Source organism: Gilvimarinus sp. 1_MG-2023 (assembly GCF_030548285.1).
Map to the genome: position 1 here is coordinate 17,470 of NZ_JAUOSC010000019.1, position 17,088 is coordinate 34,557.

Consider the following 17,088-nt stretch of genomic DNA (forward strand, 5'->3'; position numbering starts at 1 on the left):
TAGCGATTTCACCAACGCCATGCTATCGGCGTACAATGAACCATGAAAATCAGAGTTTAACAACCGGAGTAGGGCGTGAGAAAAGCTCAGCAACACGCAATTTGGGGACGTAGGGGCACATTTATATTAGCCGCGACTGGCTCAGCGGTAGGTCTGGGTAATATTTGGAAGTTTCCTTATATTACCGGCGAGAATGGCGGCGGTGCCTTTGTCGTGATGTACTTACTGTGCATATGCTTAATTGGTCTGCCCGTGCTGGTCGCCGAGATCATGTTGGGCCGTCGCGGGCGGGCCAGCCCGATTTTGGCTATGCAGCGAGTGGCGCGCGAGTCGAACAGTAGCAAACTTTGGTCATTGATTGGCTGGAGCGGTGTCCTGGCCGGGTTTATTATCCTCTCCTATTACAGTGTGATCGCTGGCTGGACGCTGGAGTACGTGACCACCGCCGCCCGCGGTGGGTTCGAGGGCTTTGATGGGGTCGCGGCGAATAACACGTTTACGGCTCTACAAGGTGATATCAGTACACTGGTACAGTGGCAAACGGCGTTTTTATGTATGACGGCGCTGATTATTATGTTTGGTGTTACTCGCGGCTTGGAAACTGCGGTGCGTATCTTAATGCCATTGTTGTTTTGTCTGTTGGTTGTCTTGCTAGGCTATGCTGCCTATGCGGGTGACTTTGCGGCGGGCTTTAACTTTTTGTTTAAATTTCGTTTTGATCAACTCTCCTTAGAAGGTCTATCGTTAGCCTTGGGGCATGCGTTTTTTACGTTAAGTCTTAGCATGGGCGCGATTATGGCCTACGGCTCATATATGCCGCACAATCAATCCATACTCAAAACGGCAGCTACCGTTGGGGTTTTGGATACCGCCATCGCTCTATTGGCGGGACTGGTGATTTTCCCCATTGTTTTTGCTAATCCGGGTGTTGAACCCGGGGCCGGCCCGGGGTTGATGTTCGTCAGCCTACCGATTGTGTTTGGCGCTATGCCCTTAGGGGAGGTGTTCGGCACGGTTTTCTTTTTATTGGTGACCTTGGCGGCCTGGAGTTCGACCATCTCACTTCTGGAGCCGGCTGTGGCCTATTTAACGGAGAGGTTTCGGTTTCATCGGGTGGCGGCTAACTTGCTGATTATTTTTTGCGCTTGGCTGCTGGGTTTAACCACCGTGTTTTCTCTTAATCGCTGGCAAGACCTATCGCTGGTAGCGGGAATGACCCCCTTTGATCTCAGCACCTTTATCACCGAGCAAGTGCTTTTGCCGCTCGGTGCGCTGGCGACGGCAATCTATGTCGGATGGTTTATGAAAAAACGTCCGTTGCGGCGTGAGCTGGCACTGGATTCTTCGCGTTGGTTTGTTCGCTGGCTTACAGTGTTGAAATATGTGTCACCCATGTTGATCGCGGTGGTGTTTGTATTGGGTATAGTTGATAAGTTTGCGGGGTAAAAGTGGGGCATCGTATAGAGCGCACGCAAAGTGTAGAGTTTTCGTGTCAGCAAATGTTTGAGTTAGTGAATGATATTGAAGCCTATCCAGACTATATGGATGGCTGTCAAAAAGCCCGAATATTAAAAAGTGGTGAAGATTGGTTAGAGGCAGAGCTGTCTTTGGGGATAGGGGGCATAACTCAGAGTTTTGTCACCCGCAACAGCTTACAGCCTCCACATAAAATGACCCTTAAGCTGGTCGATGGGCCGTTTCGCGAATTTAATGGTGAGTGGCGATTTGAACCTGTGGGGGATGCTTGTAAGGTAACCTTTAAGCTGGATTTTAGTATGAAAAACCCCCTATTGGCCTTTGCGGCCAATAAAATGTTCGAGCAAGTGGTTGAATCACAGGTAAAAGCCTTGTGCCGGCGGGCGCGCGAACAGTTTGCGAGCTAATTAACATTGAGAGAGTGGTATGGCGGACTTAGATTTAATTACCGTTGAGGTGGCCTTTGCGTTACCCCAGAAACAAAAAATTATTGAGTTGTTGGTGGAGCCTGGCACGACGGCCTATCAGGCGGCAGAGCGCTCGGGCATTAGCCGTGAATTTCCTGAGATTGACCTAGATTCGGCAAAAATGGGTATTTTTGGTCAAGCATTAGGGATAAAAGGGCTTAAGCCACCCCGTGAGCACATCTTGCACAATGGCGATCGAGTGGAAATTTACCGCCCCCTAACGGCAGACCCAAAAGAGGTGCGTAGGCGCCGGGCAGAAAAGGCTAAAGCACAGGATAAAGCCGATAAATAAGCTATAGTAAAAAAGAGGGCGGCTAAAGAGCATTTTTAGTACACAACTGCTGGCTTACAATGCATCTAGGCTATGGTGTTGGTTGCGTTTGTCGAGTATCCCGCTTATCGGTAACCCTTAGCGCGGGGTATAGATAGATTTTGTAAGAGAAAAGAGCTGCTGTGGTCGTTGTAGGTTAAAACGTTCTGAGGGCAGAGATTATCCTGTCCTACTAGAAAAATTTTCAAGTATGGCAGTATAAAAGCCCCTTGTTTTAATGGAATAAATATAAAGCTGGACTGGATATGGTGCGACCCTTGCGTCAACAAGCCCCTTGGTTCTATCCGTTGCTTTTCACACTCGTTTTCACTGCGCTTTTGTTCGTTGTAGAGCGGCATAGTAGTCGTCAACAAAAGCAAGAAATAGATTCTCGGTTGAGCGATATATATAGTGAATGGCAATCTCGGATGGATGTTGTTGAAGGTGAGTTTACCCAACATTGGCAATGGCTAGAGTCTCTGGTGAACACGCCTTGGTGGCAGGAGCTAAGTGCAGAGACTAAGCACCAATTTATTGCTCAACAGTGGCCTGGGGCCATTCAGCTTCATAGCGATTCCGCCATGAACTGGCAATCGGTGCCTACTGACGCCTGGTTTATTTTCCCCGAATTGCGCCAATCACTTATTAACTGTTCGCAGTTGAAAGAAATCCCTTGGTTGTCAGGTGGACAAAATTTTTATCGTGTGCTTATTTGGCAAGGTGATAGCAGCGCTCAAGGTTGTGCGGCCAGCTTACTTCCTGTACTGGGCAAGGTGACAGCCCCACTCAAACCTGATTCTAATACGGGGTGGCTATTACTGAGTCCTACTGGCCAGCAATTGTCGGCGGGGCATACAGCTGCATTAGTGGCTCTGAAAAATAAACATAGAATACACCAGAGCTCCGAATCCGTGCTTTTTCATCAGTCAAGTGACGGGCAAAAGTACGCTCTGATGCAGTTTAAACTGTTTGGCCTTACAGAACCGGCATCGAGTGTGGTTTACATCGTAGCTCAACCATTGAGTGATTTTCTTATCGTCGATCGTTTGCCAACCGAAACGCGCATTTTTTGGTGGTGTGTATGGTTATTGGGTATTTTGATTATTTCTATAATCTACGCATTTTGGCGACGATTAATTAAAGCCGGTTTTTCAACTGATCAACTACGCAAGAATAATGTTAGTGGTACCAATCGATTAGAAATTGCCTTAGAGAGTAGCCAGAGCGGGTATTGGGAGTGGAATATTGCCAGTGGTCAAGTGGATTTCTCCAATCATTGGGTAAGCATGCTGGGGCTCAATAAAGAAAAAATTGCTAAAAATGGAATCGATGAGTGGCTGCATCGTATTCATCCCGATGACCGAAGTAGGAGTAAAGCCTTATTGGTGACACATCTTAAAGGTCAAACTGGCATGTTTGAGGATGAACAGCGGGTCCTAAATCATGAAGGGGATTACCTCTGGTTTTTAACTCGAGGTAAAGTTACCGAACGAAACCCTGATGGTTTTGCCACCCATATGCTTGGTGTTTATACGCTTATCGATGATCATAAGCGTGTTGAGGCTTTGGCACTTAAGCAGCAAAAAGCTTTAGGGCGACTTAATGAAATTGCCACGCTTACCGGTTCTGATTCATGGGAGCGATTGCGAGAATCTTTGAGTCTAGGGGCGGAATATTTAGAATTACCTTTTGGCATTATTAGTCATATAGTAGGCAATAGTTATACCGTTAAAATACAACATTCTCCACCCAATACACTAAAGGATGGCGAGATATATCATCTGCCCGATTGCTATTGTCATGACACACTTAAGTCAGGCGATGTCTTTGCCGTACATCATATTAAAAATTCAGCTTATAGCTCCCATCCTTGTTACATTAATAGCCAGCTTGAATGTTATATAGGTGCTCCAGTTTGGGTGGCTGGAAATATCTATGGCACGATTAATTTCTCAAGCTCTGTGGCTCGCCAAAAATCTTTTAGCGACACTGAGTGTGATTTTGTAAGACTGTTAGCGAAATGGGTTGGGAGTACTCTAGAGCATTGGCTGCATACTCGTGAAATCATCGAGCTTTCCGATACCTTTACCAAGTTATCGGATAGTCTGCCTGGGTGTCTCTGTCAGTTTCAGATGAATGCTGATGGTAAGCTATTTTTCCCATTTGCCAGCCGCGGAGTAAACGATATTTTTGGTGTGACGCCAGGGCAAGCAGCTCACAGTGCGGATCTAATTTTAAATCGAATACATAAAGATGATATTGCGCATGTGAACTTTTCCATTGAAGAGTCGGCACGAAGTATGACCTTATGGCGAGAGTGCTATCGTTATAATCATCCAGAGCGAGGGATTATCTGGGTGCGCAGTCAGACCAGCCCTGAAAAACTGACGAATGGCAGTATTATCTGGCACGGTTACATTTGGGAGGTTACTGATGAAATGCGTGCTGAGGAGAATCTTAAACACGCCAACCGTTGGCGGCAAGCCACCTTGGATGCTGCCAGTGTTTCTTTTATAGCAACTGATTACAATGGCATCATCAAGACTTTTAATAAAGGGGCAGAGGCATTATTGGGTTATCGCGCCGATGAGCTGATTGATAAATGTGACCCGGGCTGTTTGCATCTGGGTGAAGAAGTTGTGGCTCGCGCTCAAGTTTTATCCGATGAACTGGGTTATTCCGTACAACCAGGGTTTGATGTCTTTGTTGAAAAAGTTAAGTACGGTGGAACCGAGGAAAACAACTGGACCTATGTGCGCAAAGATGGGTCGCATTTCCCGATTGTTTTGACTGTTACTGCTATTTTCGATGAACACGGAAAAGTGGATGGTTATTTGGGGGTGGGGCGTGATGTCAGTGAGGTGCAAGAGCAAAAAGAGCGACTTCGAGCTTTTGCCGAGCGCACCCAGACCATTCTTAATAATGCCGCCGATGGAATTATTGTTATTCGTAAAAACGGTATTATTGATACGTTTAATAAGTCAGCCGAGCGTCTATTTGGTTGGAAAGCTGATGAAATTATTGGTCAGTCGATAAATTTATTAATGCCCAAAGAAATTGCAGCCGAACATGATCAATACTTAGCTCGTGGTAGAGATGGGCGTGTCGATCGGGTGTTGGGCCAATCTCGATCGCTTGTTGGTTTGCGGCGTGATGGCGAACAGTTTCCGCTTGAAATTGCATTGTCTGAAATTGAACAGGATGGAGAGCCGTTTTATATTGCTATGTTACGCGACATTACCGAGCGTCAGCGTATAGATCGTATGAAGAGTGATTTTATTGCAACTGTTAGTCACGAATTACGAACACCTTTAACGGCTATTAGCGGTTCTTTGCGGTTGTTGGATGGCGGAGCTTTAGGGCGTTTGGAGGGGCAGGTTGAGCGATTAGTTCGTATTGCTTACGCCAATAGTGCTCGATTGATTGATTTGGTTAATGATTTGCTAGATATGGAAAAGCTGGTGTCTGGGAAGGTGGAGTTTGTAATGACTCAACTTGATATAGTGCCATTGATCAAAAGTGCACTTGAAGAGACCGCGAGCTACGCCGCAGAATATCAAGTGAATTTTGAACTTGAGGATCATTTAGCAGTTGCTACAGGTGATGCGGGCCAGATATTGGTAACCGTTGACGCGAATCGATTGAAGCAGGTCATGGTCAATCTATTATCCAATGCTGCTAAATTTTCCCCGTCAGGTAGTACTGTAACCGTAAGCTTACAGTGGCAATCTGGCTTTGTAGAGGTCAGCGTGATTGACCAAGGCATTGGTATCGCTGAAAAGTTCCATGATCAAATATTTCAAAAGTTTTCACAGGTGGATAGTTCCAGTACACGCAGTAAAGGCGGCACCGGGTTGGGGTTGGCCATCAGTAAAGAGTTGGTGACCCATATGGGGGGTGAAATAGGCTTTGAGTCTGCACCCAAACAAGGGTCGCGATTTTATTTTACACTGCCCGGGGAATTAAAATAACCGATAATTTATGGCGCTGGGCTATGCGCCGCAATGGTGGGTTTTAAAGGTTCAGCCGCTGTAGATTTAGAGTTCAAAATAGTTGAAACTCAAACATAAAGTTGAGTTTATTCTCTACCTATATAAGCTTGGCAGGTTAGTGGGCCAGTGATTGGCCGCTTGATTGTGGTTAAATGAACGGTTACAAACCTCTATTATTCAGCGGATGAAGTATCTTGATGCTGATGATAATTAATAACTCTGTCGAAGTTTTTCGGAGAGATAAGTATGTCGTTAAACACTATACTATATGTAGAAGATGAGCCCGATATTCGAACCATTGCCCAGTTGGCTTTGGAGACGGTGGGGGGCTTTACTCTGATTAGCTGTGCCTCTGGCTCCGAAGCAGTTGCTTATGCGCAGCATACGACACCAGATTTGATACTGCTCGATGTCATGATGCCAGAAATGGATGGCCCAGAGACCTTGCGTTTGCTGCGTGAGCGACCCAATATGGCGGATGTGCCGGCCATTTTTATGACCGCAAAAGTACAACCCTCTGAGGTGGCTGAATATTTGTCGATAGGCGCGGTGGATGTCATTGCTAAACCCTTTGACCCATTGATGTTAGCTGAGCAGATTAATTCGATTTGGTCTCGTACCAAAAGTCAAAAGTACAAGTGAGGAAGCAGTGGGGCCAGATCAAAAACAAGCGGTATTGCAGAAACTTGCCAAGCTACGAGAAGAGTATCGGGCGAGTTTGCCTGGCGTGCTGGAAGCCATCGCGCTTGACGCGCAGAGGTTAGAGACTCCTGCGACTGCTGAACAGCTACAAAGTTTATATCGAAAGCTGCATAAGTTAGCAGGTTCAGCGGGCAGTTTTGGTTATCCGCAACTTAGCGCTCAGGCACGGGAAATAGAGCTGGTGCTACAGGGCTGGATACATGGCAGTGAGCCAGATTCAAACACACGTTTGCAGTTGCTTGCTCAGCTGACAGCGCTCGATTGTGAAGAAAATGTCCCTAGCTCCACTGCAGTACAAGCAGAAGGATTTACGGTTCAAAATATTGGCACGACCAAAAATTTAGTCTATCTAATTGAAGATGACCACAGTGTTGCTCAAGAGCTAACCCTTGCACTTGAAAGCTTTGGCTATCAGGTCGAGTATTTTGATCAGCTCAATGAAGTCGAGCAGGCTATTCTCAGTCGGCGCCCTGATTTTTTGATTGCGGATGTGCTGTTTTCCGATGCAGATGAACGGGGCCCGCAACTGATTGCTCGTCTGCAAAATCAGCTCGACGACCCGTTGGCGGTGGTCTTCATTTCCAGCCATGATGATTTTGACACTTATTTATCGGCGGTTCGGGCTGGGGCTATCGGCTATTTTGTTAAGCCTTTGGATATTGCAACAGTGATAGATTGCCTGGAGTCGCAACTGAGTTTATCGGCGGCTGCCCCCTATCGTGTGATGATAGTCGATGATGATGAACTGTTGGCGAGACACTATAAAGTCGTTCTTGAGGCTTCGGGTATGAGAGTTGAAATTGTGACTCAACCGGCACAAGTGATAACCGTTATGGAGAGTTTTCATCCAGAGGTTGTTTTGTTGGATTTGAATTTGCCCGAGTGTCGAGGCTATGAGTTGGCGCAAATTATTCGGCTTAACCCGGCCTGGCTGCGGGTAGCGATTGCTTATTTATCCTCCGAGCAGGATGAACAAGCGCAAGCACATGCGGTTCGCCATGGCGGCGAAGATTTTCTGACCAAACCCATCTCTGAATTGCGTTTGGTTAGCGCCGTGACTGTGCGCGCGGCGCGTTCGCGCCAACTGAGTGATGCCATTGATCGCGACAGTTTAACCGGTTTGCTTAAGCACGGTCGCATTAAAGAGCAAGTGAATGTAGAGCTAGAGCGTGCAGCGCGGCAGAACAAACCGGTCAGCGTGGCGATGATTGATCTCGATCATTTTAAAACCGTCAACGACTCCTATGGCCATGCGGTAGGTGACAAAGTCATCCGAGCGCTATCGCAATTGCTGCGCCAGCGATTGCGTAAAACCGATAGTATTGGGCGCTATGGCGGTGAGGAGTTTGTGGCGGTGTTACCCGATTGTGGGCCTGAATCAGCTCAAAAGTTATTAGAAGCAGTGCGTGAGAGTTTTGCCGCCTTAGGGTTTAGCGTGGCAGGGGAGCACTTTAACGTCACCCTTAGTGCCGGTATTGCGACTGCGGCCGGCCCCGGTGAGAACCTACTTGAGAGTGCCGATAAAGCCCTTTACCAAGCCAAGCACAGCGGCCGTAACTGTGTGGTTACCGCCGGTGAGCCTGAATAATTGGAAGATTTGTCTTAGTTGGATGGAACCGGGGTATCGGGATCTTCCGCTTTAGATGCCTCTTCGGTGGCTTCGGGCAAGTTTTCGCCGTCGTAGTGAGTAAAGGTCTCACCGTCGAAGTACACCGTCAGTGAGCGCTTATAAAAGCGGCCATCACCTCTTTTAAGGCTGTAGTAATAATCCCAGCGGTCGTCGTTAAAGACATCGGCAATCAGCGGCGTGCCCAGCACAAATCGCACTTGGCGCTTACTCATGCCCGGCTCGAGTTGCTCTATCATCTCTTGTGTGATGATATGCCCCTGTTGCACATTGATCTTGTGAACGCCGGGAAATTGAAAATACTGACACCCCGCAAGCATTGTTAAGCTGCAAAGAATCATAAGGGGTGTTTTGACTATTTTCATTACAGGGGTTCCACTTAATAAAATGAATGGCGATAATACCTGATCACCTTGAACACTGAGAAGACTTTGGACAAAAAAATGGCCGATGAAAACCAAGAATTACGCAAGGCAGGCCTAAAGGTTACCTTGCCCCGAGTGAAGATCCTGCAAATGCTGGAGTCTTCGGAAAACCATCATATGAGCGCTGAAGATGTTTATAAAGCGCTGATGGAAGCCGGCGATGACGTGGGTTTAGCCACTGTTTACCGCGTATTGACGCAGTTTGAGACCGCAGGCCTGGTTATCCGTCATAATTTTGATGGTGGTCATTCCGTGTTCGAAATCGCCAGTGGCGAGCACCATGATCATATGGTCTGCTTGGACACAGGCCGTGTGATTGAGTTCCACAGCGAAGAAATTGAGCAGCTGCAACAAAAAATTGCCCAAGATCACGGCTTTGAGCTGGAAGATCACTCCTTGGTTCTGTACGTCAAACCTAAGCAGTCCTGAAATAAGCCGCTTATCCGAGGCTAAACTCGTTAGTGCTCTCCGGCAGCTAGCATCTGCTCTGCATGCGCTCTGGAGGCCTCGGTAAGCTGGGCGCCGCCCAGCATTCTGGCTAATTCTTCTACTTTTTCATGACTGTCGAGTGCCACCAGAGTGGTAGCGGCAGATTGATTCGAGCTGGTTTTAGTGACCTGTAAATGATGGTGCCCCTTGCTGGCAACCTGCGCTAAATGGGTAACACAGAAAATTTGCCCGCGCTCGGATAAGGTGCGCAGCAATTGACCCACCGTATCCGCTGTGGCGCCGCCGATGCCGACATCGACTTCATCAAAAACCAAGCTGGCCAAGGTGCTATTTTCTGCTGCCACTACCTGTACCGCCAAACTAATGCGCGATAATTCACCGCCCGAGGCAACTTTAGCTAAGCTACCCGCAGGTTGGCCCGGGTTGGTGCTGATCAAAAATTCCACATCTTCCAGCCCCTGAGCCGCCGGTCGATCATTACGGTCAGAAAAGGCTAGGCTGAGTTTGGCGTGTTCCATAGCCAGTTGTTTGAGGTGTTGATTTACTTGCTGAGCGAGCCGTTTACCAGCCTTTTGGCGCGATTGGCTAAGGGATGTTGCCAGCGCGCGGTAATGGCTCTCGAGCGCGTTTACCTCGCTTTCAAGTCCTTGTAGTTTTTCATCGCTGACGTCCAGCTCGCCCACCTCTTGTTGTAGCTCCATGTGTAGCTCAAGAAGGTTCTCCGGCTGAACTCGGTGCTTGCGGGCGATGGTGTAAATAGCCGTTAGTCTGTCGTCAATCTCGGCGATGCGGGCCGGATCCATGGCGAAGTCACCGGAGAACATGTCCACACTGTTCAGCGCCTCGGTTACTTGTATTTGGGCGTCTTGCAGCATTTGCTCGGCCTCGTGCAGTGCGCTCGGCTTATCTTTCAAGCTGGCCATCAACTGCAATGCTCGCCCCAGCCCCACCTGCAGGCCAACCTCCTCGTTACCCAAGCAATCACTGACTTGCCCCGCCGTTTGCAGCAATTCCTCGGCATTGGCGAGGGTGTGGCGCTCGCTTTCCAGGTGTGCCAATTCACCTTCCTTGAGGCTAAGTTGGTCTAACTCTTCAACTTGGTAGGCTATTAATTGGTGGCGGGCATTGAGCTCTTGAGTATTGGCCCGCAAAGAGTCGAGCGTTTGCGCTTGCTGTTGCCACTGTTTAAACGCTTGTTTTACCTCGCCAGCCAAGCCGGTGTGGCCCGCGTATTCATCCAACAAACGGCGGTGGTTGTCTTTGACCAGCAGTGACTGATGCTCGTGCTGGCTGTGGATGTCCATCAGCATATTGCCCAGTGTTTTTAACTGGGTGAGAGTGGCGGGGTGGCCGTTTATATAAGCCTTGGAGCGCCCCTCAGCGGTGACCGTACGCCGCAGTAAGCACTCACTGGGGGCCTCGGCTTGCTCCAGATCGTGCTCTACCAGCCAGTGACGGGCACGCTCGATGCGGGTTAAATCAAAAGTGGCGCTGATGTCGGCTTTGCGGGTGCCGCGTCTCACTCGGGTGGCATCGGCCCGGTCGCCCAGTGTTTGCCCCAGAGCTTCCAGCAGTACCGATTTTCCCGCACCGGTCTCGCCGGTGATAACTGTCATGCCGGCTTTAAGGTCTAAATCGAGTTGCTCGACCAGAGTAAAGTTCTGCACGCTCAAGTGAGTCAGCATTGTGGGCTCCGTTGGCTACGAATATCTGTTTATTTATACAGTATTCTTGGCGATTCTGCCACCAAATGCAAGCCAGCCCTTGAAAACCTGTAATAGGGCCCCACATTCGCCTTAATTGTTAAATGAATAAACCTGAATGAGGCACATAACGGTGACAGATCAAGACCAGAACGATCAGGTAGATCCAGAAGCGGTAGAAACCCAGCAGCCCGAGGCCGAACAGGCCGATGGTGCGGTGGATGTCGATATCTCCAGTTTGCAAAGCCAGTTGCAAGATTTAACCGCGGCGCTGGCCAATGCTAAAGAGCAAACACTGCGAGCCCATGCGGAAACCCAAAACGCCCGCCGTCGCGCCGAGGCCGATGTAGAGAAGGCGCACAAGTTTGGTCAGGAGAAAATTGTAAGCGATTTGCTGCCTGTAGTGGACAACCTGGAGCGCGCGTTGGCGAGCATCGATACCGAAGACGAAAACTTTAAAGCCGTTGTCGAAGGTGTTGAGCTGACCTTGAAATCGTTTATCGACACCTTAATAAAACACCAGGTTGAGCCGGTAAATCCTGTGGGTGAACCGTTTGACCCGCAGTTGCATCAGGCTATGTCGATGATCGATAACCCCGATGCCGAACCCAATACCGTGCTGGAGGTGTTCCAGAAAGGTTATACCCTGCACGGCCGGTTAATTCGGCCCGCCATGGTCGTGGTGGCCAAGGGCTAAAGCACCACAAATTGTAAGGTTTTTTGCCTACAGGGTCTTGAAATGCATGTAAGTGCGCCCATATAGGCATTAACGACTAAATGAGCCGCCTAGCGGTAACCACAATACACAAAGCGTTTGGCCGACGGCAAAGTCGTTGCTCTAAAGAGCGATAGCGGCCGGCGCAATGAACAGCTTCAGGAGACTGAATTATGGGTAAGATTATTGGCATCGACTTGGGTACCACCAACTCGTGTGTAGCAGTACTGGAAGGCGATAAAGCCAAAGTGATTGAAAACTCAGAGGGCGATCGCACGACCCCCTCGATTGTAGCTTTCACCAACGACGGCGAAACGCTTGTGGGCCAGAGCGCCAAGCGCCAGGCGGTAACCAACCCCGACAACACGATGTACGCGGTTAAGCGTTTAATTGGCCGTAAGTTTAAAGACGATGTTGTGCAAAAAGACATCAAAATGGTGCCTTACAAAATCGTTGAAGCCGATAACGGCGATGCGTGGGTAGAAGTGAAGGGCGACAAGCAAGCGCCACCGCAAATTTCTGCCGAAGTGTTGAAGAAAATGAAGAAAACCGCCGAGGATTACTTGGGCGAAGCGGTGACTGAAGCCGTTATTACGGTACCGGCTTACTTTAACGACTCGCAGCGCCAAGCCACCAAAGATGCCGGCAAAATTGCAGGCCTTGAGGTTAAGCGTATTATCAACGAGCCAACTGCGGCAGCACTGGCTTATGGTATGGACCAGAAAAAAGGCGACCGCACCATTGCCGTTTATGACTTGGGTGGTGGTACCTTCGATATCTCCATTATCGAAATTGCCGACGTTGACGGCGAGCACCAGTTTGAAGTGTTGTCGACCAACGGTGACACCTTCTTGGGTGGTGAAGATTTCGACTTGGTACTGATTAACTATCTGGCTGACGAATTCAAAAAAGAGCAGGGCATAGACCTGCACAGTGATCCACTGGCTTTGCAGCGTCTGAAAGAAGCCGCTGAAAAGGCGAAGATTGAACTGTCTTCCAGCCAGCAGACCGAAGTGAACTTGCCGTACATTACCGCTGATAATACCGGCCCCAAGCACTTGGTGGTTAAGCTGACTCGCGCCAAGCTAGAGTCACTGGTAGAAGATCTGGTAACCCGTTCGCTGGAGCCGGTAAAAATGGCCATTAAAGACGCCGGTGTCTCTGTTAGTGAAATTGGCGATGTTATCTTGGTGGGTGGTCAAACCCGTATGCCAATGGTGCAAAAAGCCGTCACCGATTTCTTTGGCAAAGAGCCACGCAAAGACGTTAACCCAGATGAAGCCGTTGCTATGGGCGCTGCCATTCAAGGCGCGGTACTGGCCGGTGACGTTAAAGACGTACTGCTGCTGGACGTTACCCCATTGACTCTGGGTATTGAAACCATGGGTGGTGTGGCTACCCCGTTGATTGAGAAAAACACCACCATCCCGACCAAAAAGTCGCAGGTGTTCTCAACCGCTGAAGACAACCAAACTGCGGTAACCATTCACGTGGTGCAGGGCGAGCGCAAGCAAGCCACTCAGAATAAGTCTCTGGGTCGTTTTGATTTGGCTGATATTCCACCGGCTGCACGCGGTATGCCGCAAATTGAAGTGACTTTCGACATTGATGCCAACGGTATTTTGAACGTAGGCGCCAAAGACAAGGCTACCGGCAAAGAGCAATCGATTGTGATTAAAGCCTCTTCTGGTCTGTCGGACGACGAGATCGATCAGATGGTGCAAGACGCCGAAGCTAACGCTGAAGCAGATAAAAAGTTCGAACAGCTGGTTACCTCGCGCAATACTTTGGAAGGTTTGATTCACGCGACCGAGAAAACCGTGACCGAAGCGGGCGATAAAGCTACCGACGAAGAGAAGGCGGCGATTGAAGCGGCTATTTCTGAGGCGAAAGAAGCGGTCAAAGCTGACGATCTTGAAGCGATTGAAGCGGCCACCACTAAGCTGACAGAAGCTTCTAGCTCATTGGCGCAGAAAATGTATGCCGAGCAACAAGCTCAAGAAGGCGGTGCCCAAGGTGCAGCGGATGACGCGGCGCAACAAGCGGACGACGGCGTGGTAGACGCTGAGTTTGAAGAAGTGAAAGACGAAGACAGCAAATAAGCTGTTAATGACTTTGGCACCGGTTTGATGGGTGCTACTTCAAACTGACACAAATGCGGGCCGGGGTTTTCTTCGCCCGCATTTGCTGTGTAACAAGACCGCGACTTCTCAGTTTATAGAGATGTCGCCTGCAAACTAGCTGGAAACTCGAACACATGGCAAAACGCGATTATTACGACATTCTGGGTGTATCCAAAGATGCCTCGGCGCCGGAGCTAAAAAAAGCCTACCGTCGTGTGGCAATGAAGCATCATCCGGATCGCAATCCTGGAGACGCAGAATCGGAAGAGAAATTCAAAGAGGCCAGCGAGGCCTACGAAGTACTCTCTGACGAACAAAAGCGCGCCGCCTACGATCAGTTCGGCCACGCTGGTGTCGATGGCCAAGGTGGTATGGGCGGCGGTGCCGGTGCTGGCGGGTTTGGTAATTTCAGCGATATTTTTGGCGATGTGTTTGGTGATATTTTTGGTGGCGCCGGTGGTGGTCGTGGCCGCCGCGGTGGACCCACTCGTGGCTCCGACTTACGCTACACCTTAGATTTGACTTTGGAAGACGCGGTGCGCGGCTCTCAGGTGCAAATCAAGGTACCTAGGCTCGCTCACTGTGACACCTGTGACGGCTCCGGTGCCAAGCCCGGCAGTTCACCGGTTACCTGTTCCACTTGTGGAGGTGTGGGTCAGGTACGTATGCAGCAGGGATTTTTCTCAGTACAACAAGCTTGCCCGAACTGTCACGGCCGAGGAACCGTTATTTCTGACCCCTGTGGTAGCTGTCATGGTCAGGGCCGGGTAGAAGAAACCAAAACGCTCTCTGTTAAAGTCCCCCCTGGAGTGGATACAGGTGACCGGATTCGGTTGTCCGGCGAGGGCGAAGCCGGTGCCGAGGGTGGCCCGTCGGGTGATCTTTATGTGCAAATGAATGTTAAAGAGCACGAGATATTTACCCGTGATGGTCGCGATCTGTATTGCGAAGTGCCAATTGATTTTGTACAGGCAACCCTGGGTGGCGAAATAGAAGTGCCGACTCTGGATGGCCGGGTGAAATTAAAAGTACCGGCGGAAACGCAAACTGGCAAGTTGTTTCGCTTGCGCGGTAAGGGTGTAGCGCCCGTACGCGGTGGGGCAGCGGGCGATTTGATGTGCCGGGTCGTAATAGAAACACCGGTTAATCTCACATCCAAGCAAAAAGAATTATTGCAGCAATTCGCCGGCACCATGAAAGAGGGGAAAAATTCACCCCGTCAAAAAAGTTGGTTTGACGGCATGAAGAACTTCTTCGGCGACATGAAAATTTAACGCATCACTGGTGGCGTGAATTTTGATCTAAAAAAGCCTGGCGCTTTCTCAAGCGCTGGGCTTTTTTGTGGATGTTTTAAATGGTGGAAGGTGGGGCGCAGAATGCAGAACGCGGTACACAAAAAAGCTCAACGCCTGACAGATGTTAGTGGCGCGACAATAAAATAATTCAGCATTCAGCATTCAGCATTCAGCATTCAGCATTCAGCATTCAGCATTCAGCATTCAGCATTAGCGTGTCCCGTAAACCACCATAGTTTTACCTTTCACATCCACCAAGCCTTGCTCTTCTAGGGTTTTTAGAACGCGGCCTACCATTTCACGAGAGCAGCCGACAATGCGGCCAATTTCCTGACGGGTAATTTTAATCTGCATGCCGTCGGGGTGAGTCATGGCATCCGGTTCTTTACACAAATCGAGCAGGGTGCGGGCCACGCGGCCGGTAACATCCAAAAAGGCCAAGTCGCCGACTTTACGTGTTGTTTTGCGTAAGCGGCGTGCCATTTGTGTGCTGAGGGCAAACAGAAACTCAGGGTGATCTTCGGAAACTTCCTGAAATTTGCTGTAGCTGATCTCCGCCACTTCACATTCTGTTTTGGCGCGTACCCAGGCGCTGCGCGAGTCTTGGGTATCAAATAGACCCATTTCGCCAAAAAAGTCGCCGTCATTAAGATATGCGACGATCATTTCGCGGCCTTCGTCATCTTCGATCAGAACCGTGACGGACCCTTTTACGATGTAGTAGAGCGAATCGCTTTTATCACCGGCGTAAATAATTGTACTTTTGGCTGGATATCGACGACGATGACAACTGTTCAAAAAATCATCGACATTGGTTATATGGGGCGTTAGTGAGACAGCGACCAAAGTGCAGCTCCTGAGAGTTATTACATGAATTAAATTTGGCTCATTATGCCGCGAATTAACGCTACTGCCAAATTACTGCATAAGGGCGTGTAAAGGATTGTGACCCAGTTGTACAGTATAACCATTAAAGTGCGAATAGCGAGTTAAGCTGGGATGAATTACACGACAAGTTCTGCCAAGTCGTTGTTTATGGTAGTCTTTGCGCCTTAATGATGGCCCTAAGGCCTTTGATTCAAATGTGTAGAGGCGAACAGATGCAAGCGACAGTTAAGTGGGTAGATGGGGCGCAGTTTTTGGGGGAGTCGGGCAGTGGCCACAGTGTAGCGATGGATGGGCCGGAAGATCACGGCGGGCGCAATACCGGTATTCGCCCGATGGAGATGCTACTGCTGGGTTTGGGCGGCTGTTCCAATTTTGACGTAATCAGCATACTTAAAAAAACTCGTCAAAACGTCGAAGACTGTCGGGTAGAGATTAGCGCCGAGCGCGCCGATGCGGTGCCGGCCGTGTTTACCAAAATCCATTTACACTTTGTGGTGTCGGGTCGCGAGCTGAAAGAAAAACAAGTGGCTCGTGCAGTTGAACTTTCGGCCACTAAGTACTGTTCGGCCTCAATCATGCTGGAAGGCGCCGGTGTGGAAATTAGCCACGATTATGAGATAGTTGAGAATAGTTGAGAAGCTAAGCGGTTTTTAAGTGCGAGCCCTAGAGTATGGGAGTAGGCGAGCAGTGTAAAATGCAGAAGGCAGAAGGCAGAAGGCAGAACGCAGCACGCAGAAGGCAGCACGCGGAAGGCTGAACGTATTACGCACAACAGCTAAAAAAGGGCGGCTCCTTACCGGGGTCGCCCTTTTTTATGTCACTGCATATGAATATGAAGGGCGATAATGCTTGACACCGCCAGGCGCCAGCGCAACACAATATTGTCCAGCGTCCAGCGTCCAGCGTCCAGCGTCC

14 protein-coding genes are annotated in these 17,088 nt (G+C 49.4%); 11 read left to right on the forward strand and 3 right to left on the reverse strand.

From position 1 onward, the window contains the following. Positions 1-75 precede the first annotated feature (75 nt). The 6 genes from Q4563_RS15100 (at position 76) to Q4563_RS15125 (ending at position 8,535) form a co-directional block, all read left to right on the forward strand. The gene (locus Q4563_RS15100; RefSeq protein ID WP_303605048.1) at positions 76-1,446 is read left to right on the forward strand and encodes a sodium-dependent transporter; all 1,371 of its coding nucleotides are present in this window, start codon (positions 76-78) and stop codon (positions 1,444-1,446) included. Between the two features lie 2 nt (positions 1,447-1,448). Beyond that, the gene (locus tag Q4563_RS15105; RefSeq protein WP_303605049.1) at positions 1,449-1,883 is read left to right on the forward strand and encodes a type II toxin-antitoxin system RatA family toxin; all 435 of its coding nucleotides are present in this window, start codon (positions 1,449-1,451) and stop codon (positions 1,881-1,883) included. A gap of 19 nt (positions 1,884-1,902) precedes the next feature. Beyond that, the gene (locus Q4563_RS15110; RefSeq protein WP_215974959.1) at positions 1,903-2,235 is read left to right on the forward strand and encodes an RnfH family protein; all 333 of its coding nucleotides are present in this window, start codon (positions 1,903-1,905) and stop codon (positions 2,233-2,235) included. Positions 2,236-2,531: 296 nt separating this feature from the next. Continuing rightward, positions 2,532-6,224: a PAS domain S-box protein gene (locus Q4563_RS15115; protein WP_303605050.1), complete on the forward strand. Its 3,693-nt coding sequence runs from the start codon at positions 2,532-2,534 to the stop codon at positions 6,222-6,224. 267 nt (positions 6,225-6,491) lie between these two features. Continuing rightward, complete coding sequence (locus Q4563_RS15120) at positions 6,492-6,887, forward strand: response regulator (RefSeq protein ID WP_215974961.1); 396 nt, start codon at positions 6,492-6,494, stop codon at positions 6,885-6,887. Positions 6,888-6,894: 7 nt separating this feature from the next. After that, complete coding sequence (locus tag Q4563_RS15125; RefSeq protein WP_303605051.1) at positions 6,895-8,535, forward strand: diguanylate cyclase; 1,641 nt, start codon at positions 6,895-6,897, stop codon at positions 8,533-8,535. A 14-nt stretch (positions 8,536-8,549) separates the two neighbouring features. Here Q4563_RS15125 and Q4563_RS15130 read toward each other — a convergent pair whose 3' ends face one another. Then, entirely contained in the window at positions 8,550-8,939 is a 390-nt protein-coding gene (locus Q4563_RS15130; RefSeq protein WP_303605052.1) for an outer membrane protein assembly factor BamE, read from the reverse strand. 78 nt (positions 8,940-9,017) lie between these two features. Here Q4563_RS15130 and fur point away from each other — a divergent pair, with 78 nt between their 5' ends. Beyond that, the gene (gene fur / locus Q4563_RS15135; RefSeq protein ID WP_215974963.1) at positions 9,018-9,428 is read left to right on the forward strand and encodes a ferric iron uptake transcriptional regulator; all 411 of its coding nucleotides are present in this window, start codon (positions 9,018-9,020) and stop codon (positions 9,426-9,428) included. Between the two features lie 29 nt (positions 9,429-9,457). On the opposite strand, the gene recN is transcribed toward fur, so the two are convergent. After that, complete coding sequence (gene recN, locus Q4563_RS15140; RefSeq protein WP_303605053.1) at positions 9,458-11,134, reverse strand: DNA repair protein RecN; 1,677 nt, start codon at positions 11,132-11,134, stop codon at positions 9,458-9,460. A 136-nt stretch (positions 11,135-11,270) separates the two neighbouring features. Here recN and grpE point away from each other — a divergent pair, with 136 nt between their 5' ends. From grpE to dnaJ, 3 genes are all read left to right on the forward strand, one after another. Then, positions 11,271-11,849 carry a nucleotide exchange factor GrpE gene (gene grpE / locus Q4563_RS15145; protein ID WP_215974965.1) on the forward strand — a complete coding sequence of 193 codons (579 nt, stop codon included), beginning with the start codon at positions 11,271-11,273 and terminating at the stop codon, positions 11,847-11,849. Positions 11,850-12,040: 191 nt separating this feature from the next. Continuing rightward, positions 12,041-13,969: a molecular chaperone DnaK gene (gene dnaK, locus Q4563_RS15150; protein ID WP_215974966.1), complete on the forward strand. Its 1,929-nt coding sequence runs from the start codon at positions 12,041-12,043 to the stop codon at positions 13,967-13,969. A gap of 155 nt (positions 13,970-14,124) precedes the next feature. Then, positions 14,125-15,264 carry a molecular chaperone DnaJ gene (gene dnaJ / locus Q4563_RS15155; RefSeq protein ID WP_215974967.1) on the forward strand — a complete coding sequence of 380 codons (1,140 nt, stop codon included), beginning with the start codon at positions 14,125-14,127 and terminating at the stop codon, positions 15,262-15,264. A gap of 231 nt (positions 15,265-15,495) precedes the next feature. On the opposite strand, the gene crp is transcribed toward dnaJ, so the two are convergent. Then, positions 15,496-16,131, reverse strand: coding sequence for a cAMP-activated global transcriptional regulator CRP (gene crp, locus Q4563_RS15160; RefSeq protein WP_215974968.1), 636 nt, complete (start codon positions 16,129-16,131; stop codon positions 15,496-15,498). A gap of 254 nt (positions 16,132-16,385) precedes the next feature. On the opposite strand from crp, the gene Q4563_RS15165 reads away from it, so the two are divergent. Further along, positions 16,386-16,808 carry an OsmC family protein gene (locus Q4563_RS15165; RefSeq protein WP_303605055.1) on the forward strand — a complete coding sequence of 141 codons (423 nt, stop codon included), beginning with the start codon at positions 16,386-16,388 and terminating at the stop codon, positions 16,806-16,808. The last annotated feature ends 280 nt before the right edge of the window (positions 16,809-17,088 follow it).

Coding starts and splice junctions, on each gene's coding strand:
- fur (WP_215974963.1), top strand. CDS start 9,018: ATGGCCGATGAAAACCAAGAATTACGCAAGGCAGGCCTAAAGGTTACC.
- Q4563_RS15130 (WP_303605052.1), bottom strand. CDS start 8,939: ATGAAAATAGTCAAAACACCCCTTATGATTCTTTGCAGCTTAACAATG.
- Q4563_RS15165 (WP_303605055.1), top strand. CDS start 16,386: ATGCAAGCGACAGTTAAGTGGGTAGATGGGGCGCAGTTTTTGGGGGAG.
- grpE (WP_215974965.1), top strand. CDS start 11,271: ATGAGGCACATAACGGTGACAGATCAAGACCAGAACGATCAGGTAGAT.
- dnaJ (WP_215974967.1), top strand. CDS start 14,125: ATGGCAAAACGCGATTATTACGACATTCTGGGTGTATCCAAAGATGCC.
- Q4563_RS15120 (WP_215974961.1), top strand. CDS start 6,492: ATGTCGTTAAACACTATACTATATGTAGAAGATGAGCCCGATATTCGA.
- Q4563_RS15110 (WP_215974959.1), top strand. CDS start 1,903: ATGGCGGACTTAGATTTAATTACCGTTGAGGTGGCCTTTGCGTTACCC.
- dnaK (WP_215974966.1), top strand. CDS start 12,041: ATGGGTAAGATTATTGGCATCGACTTGGGTACCACCAACTCGTGTGTA.
- recN (WP_303605053.1), bottom strand. CDS start 11,134: ATGCTGACTCACTTGAGCGTGCAGAACTTTACTCTGGTCGAGCAACTC.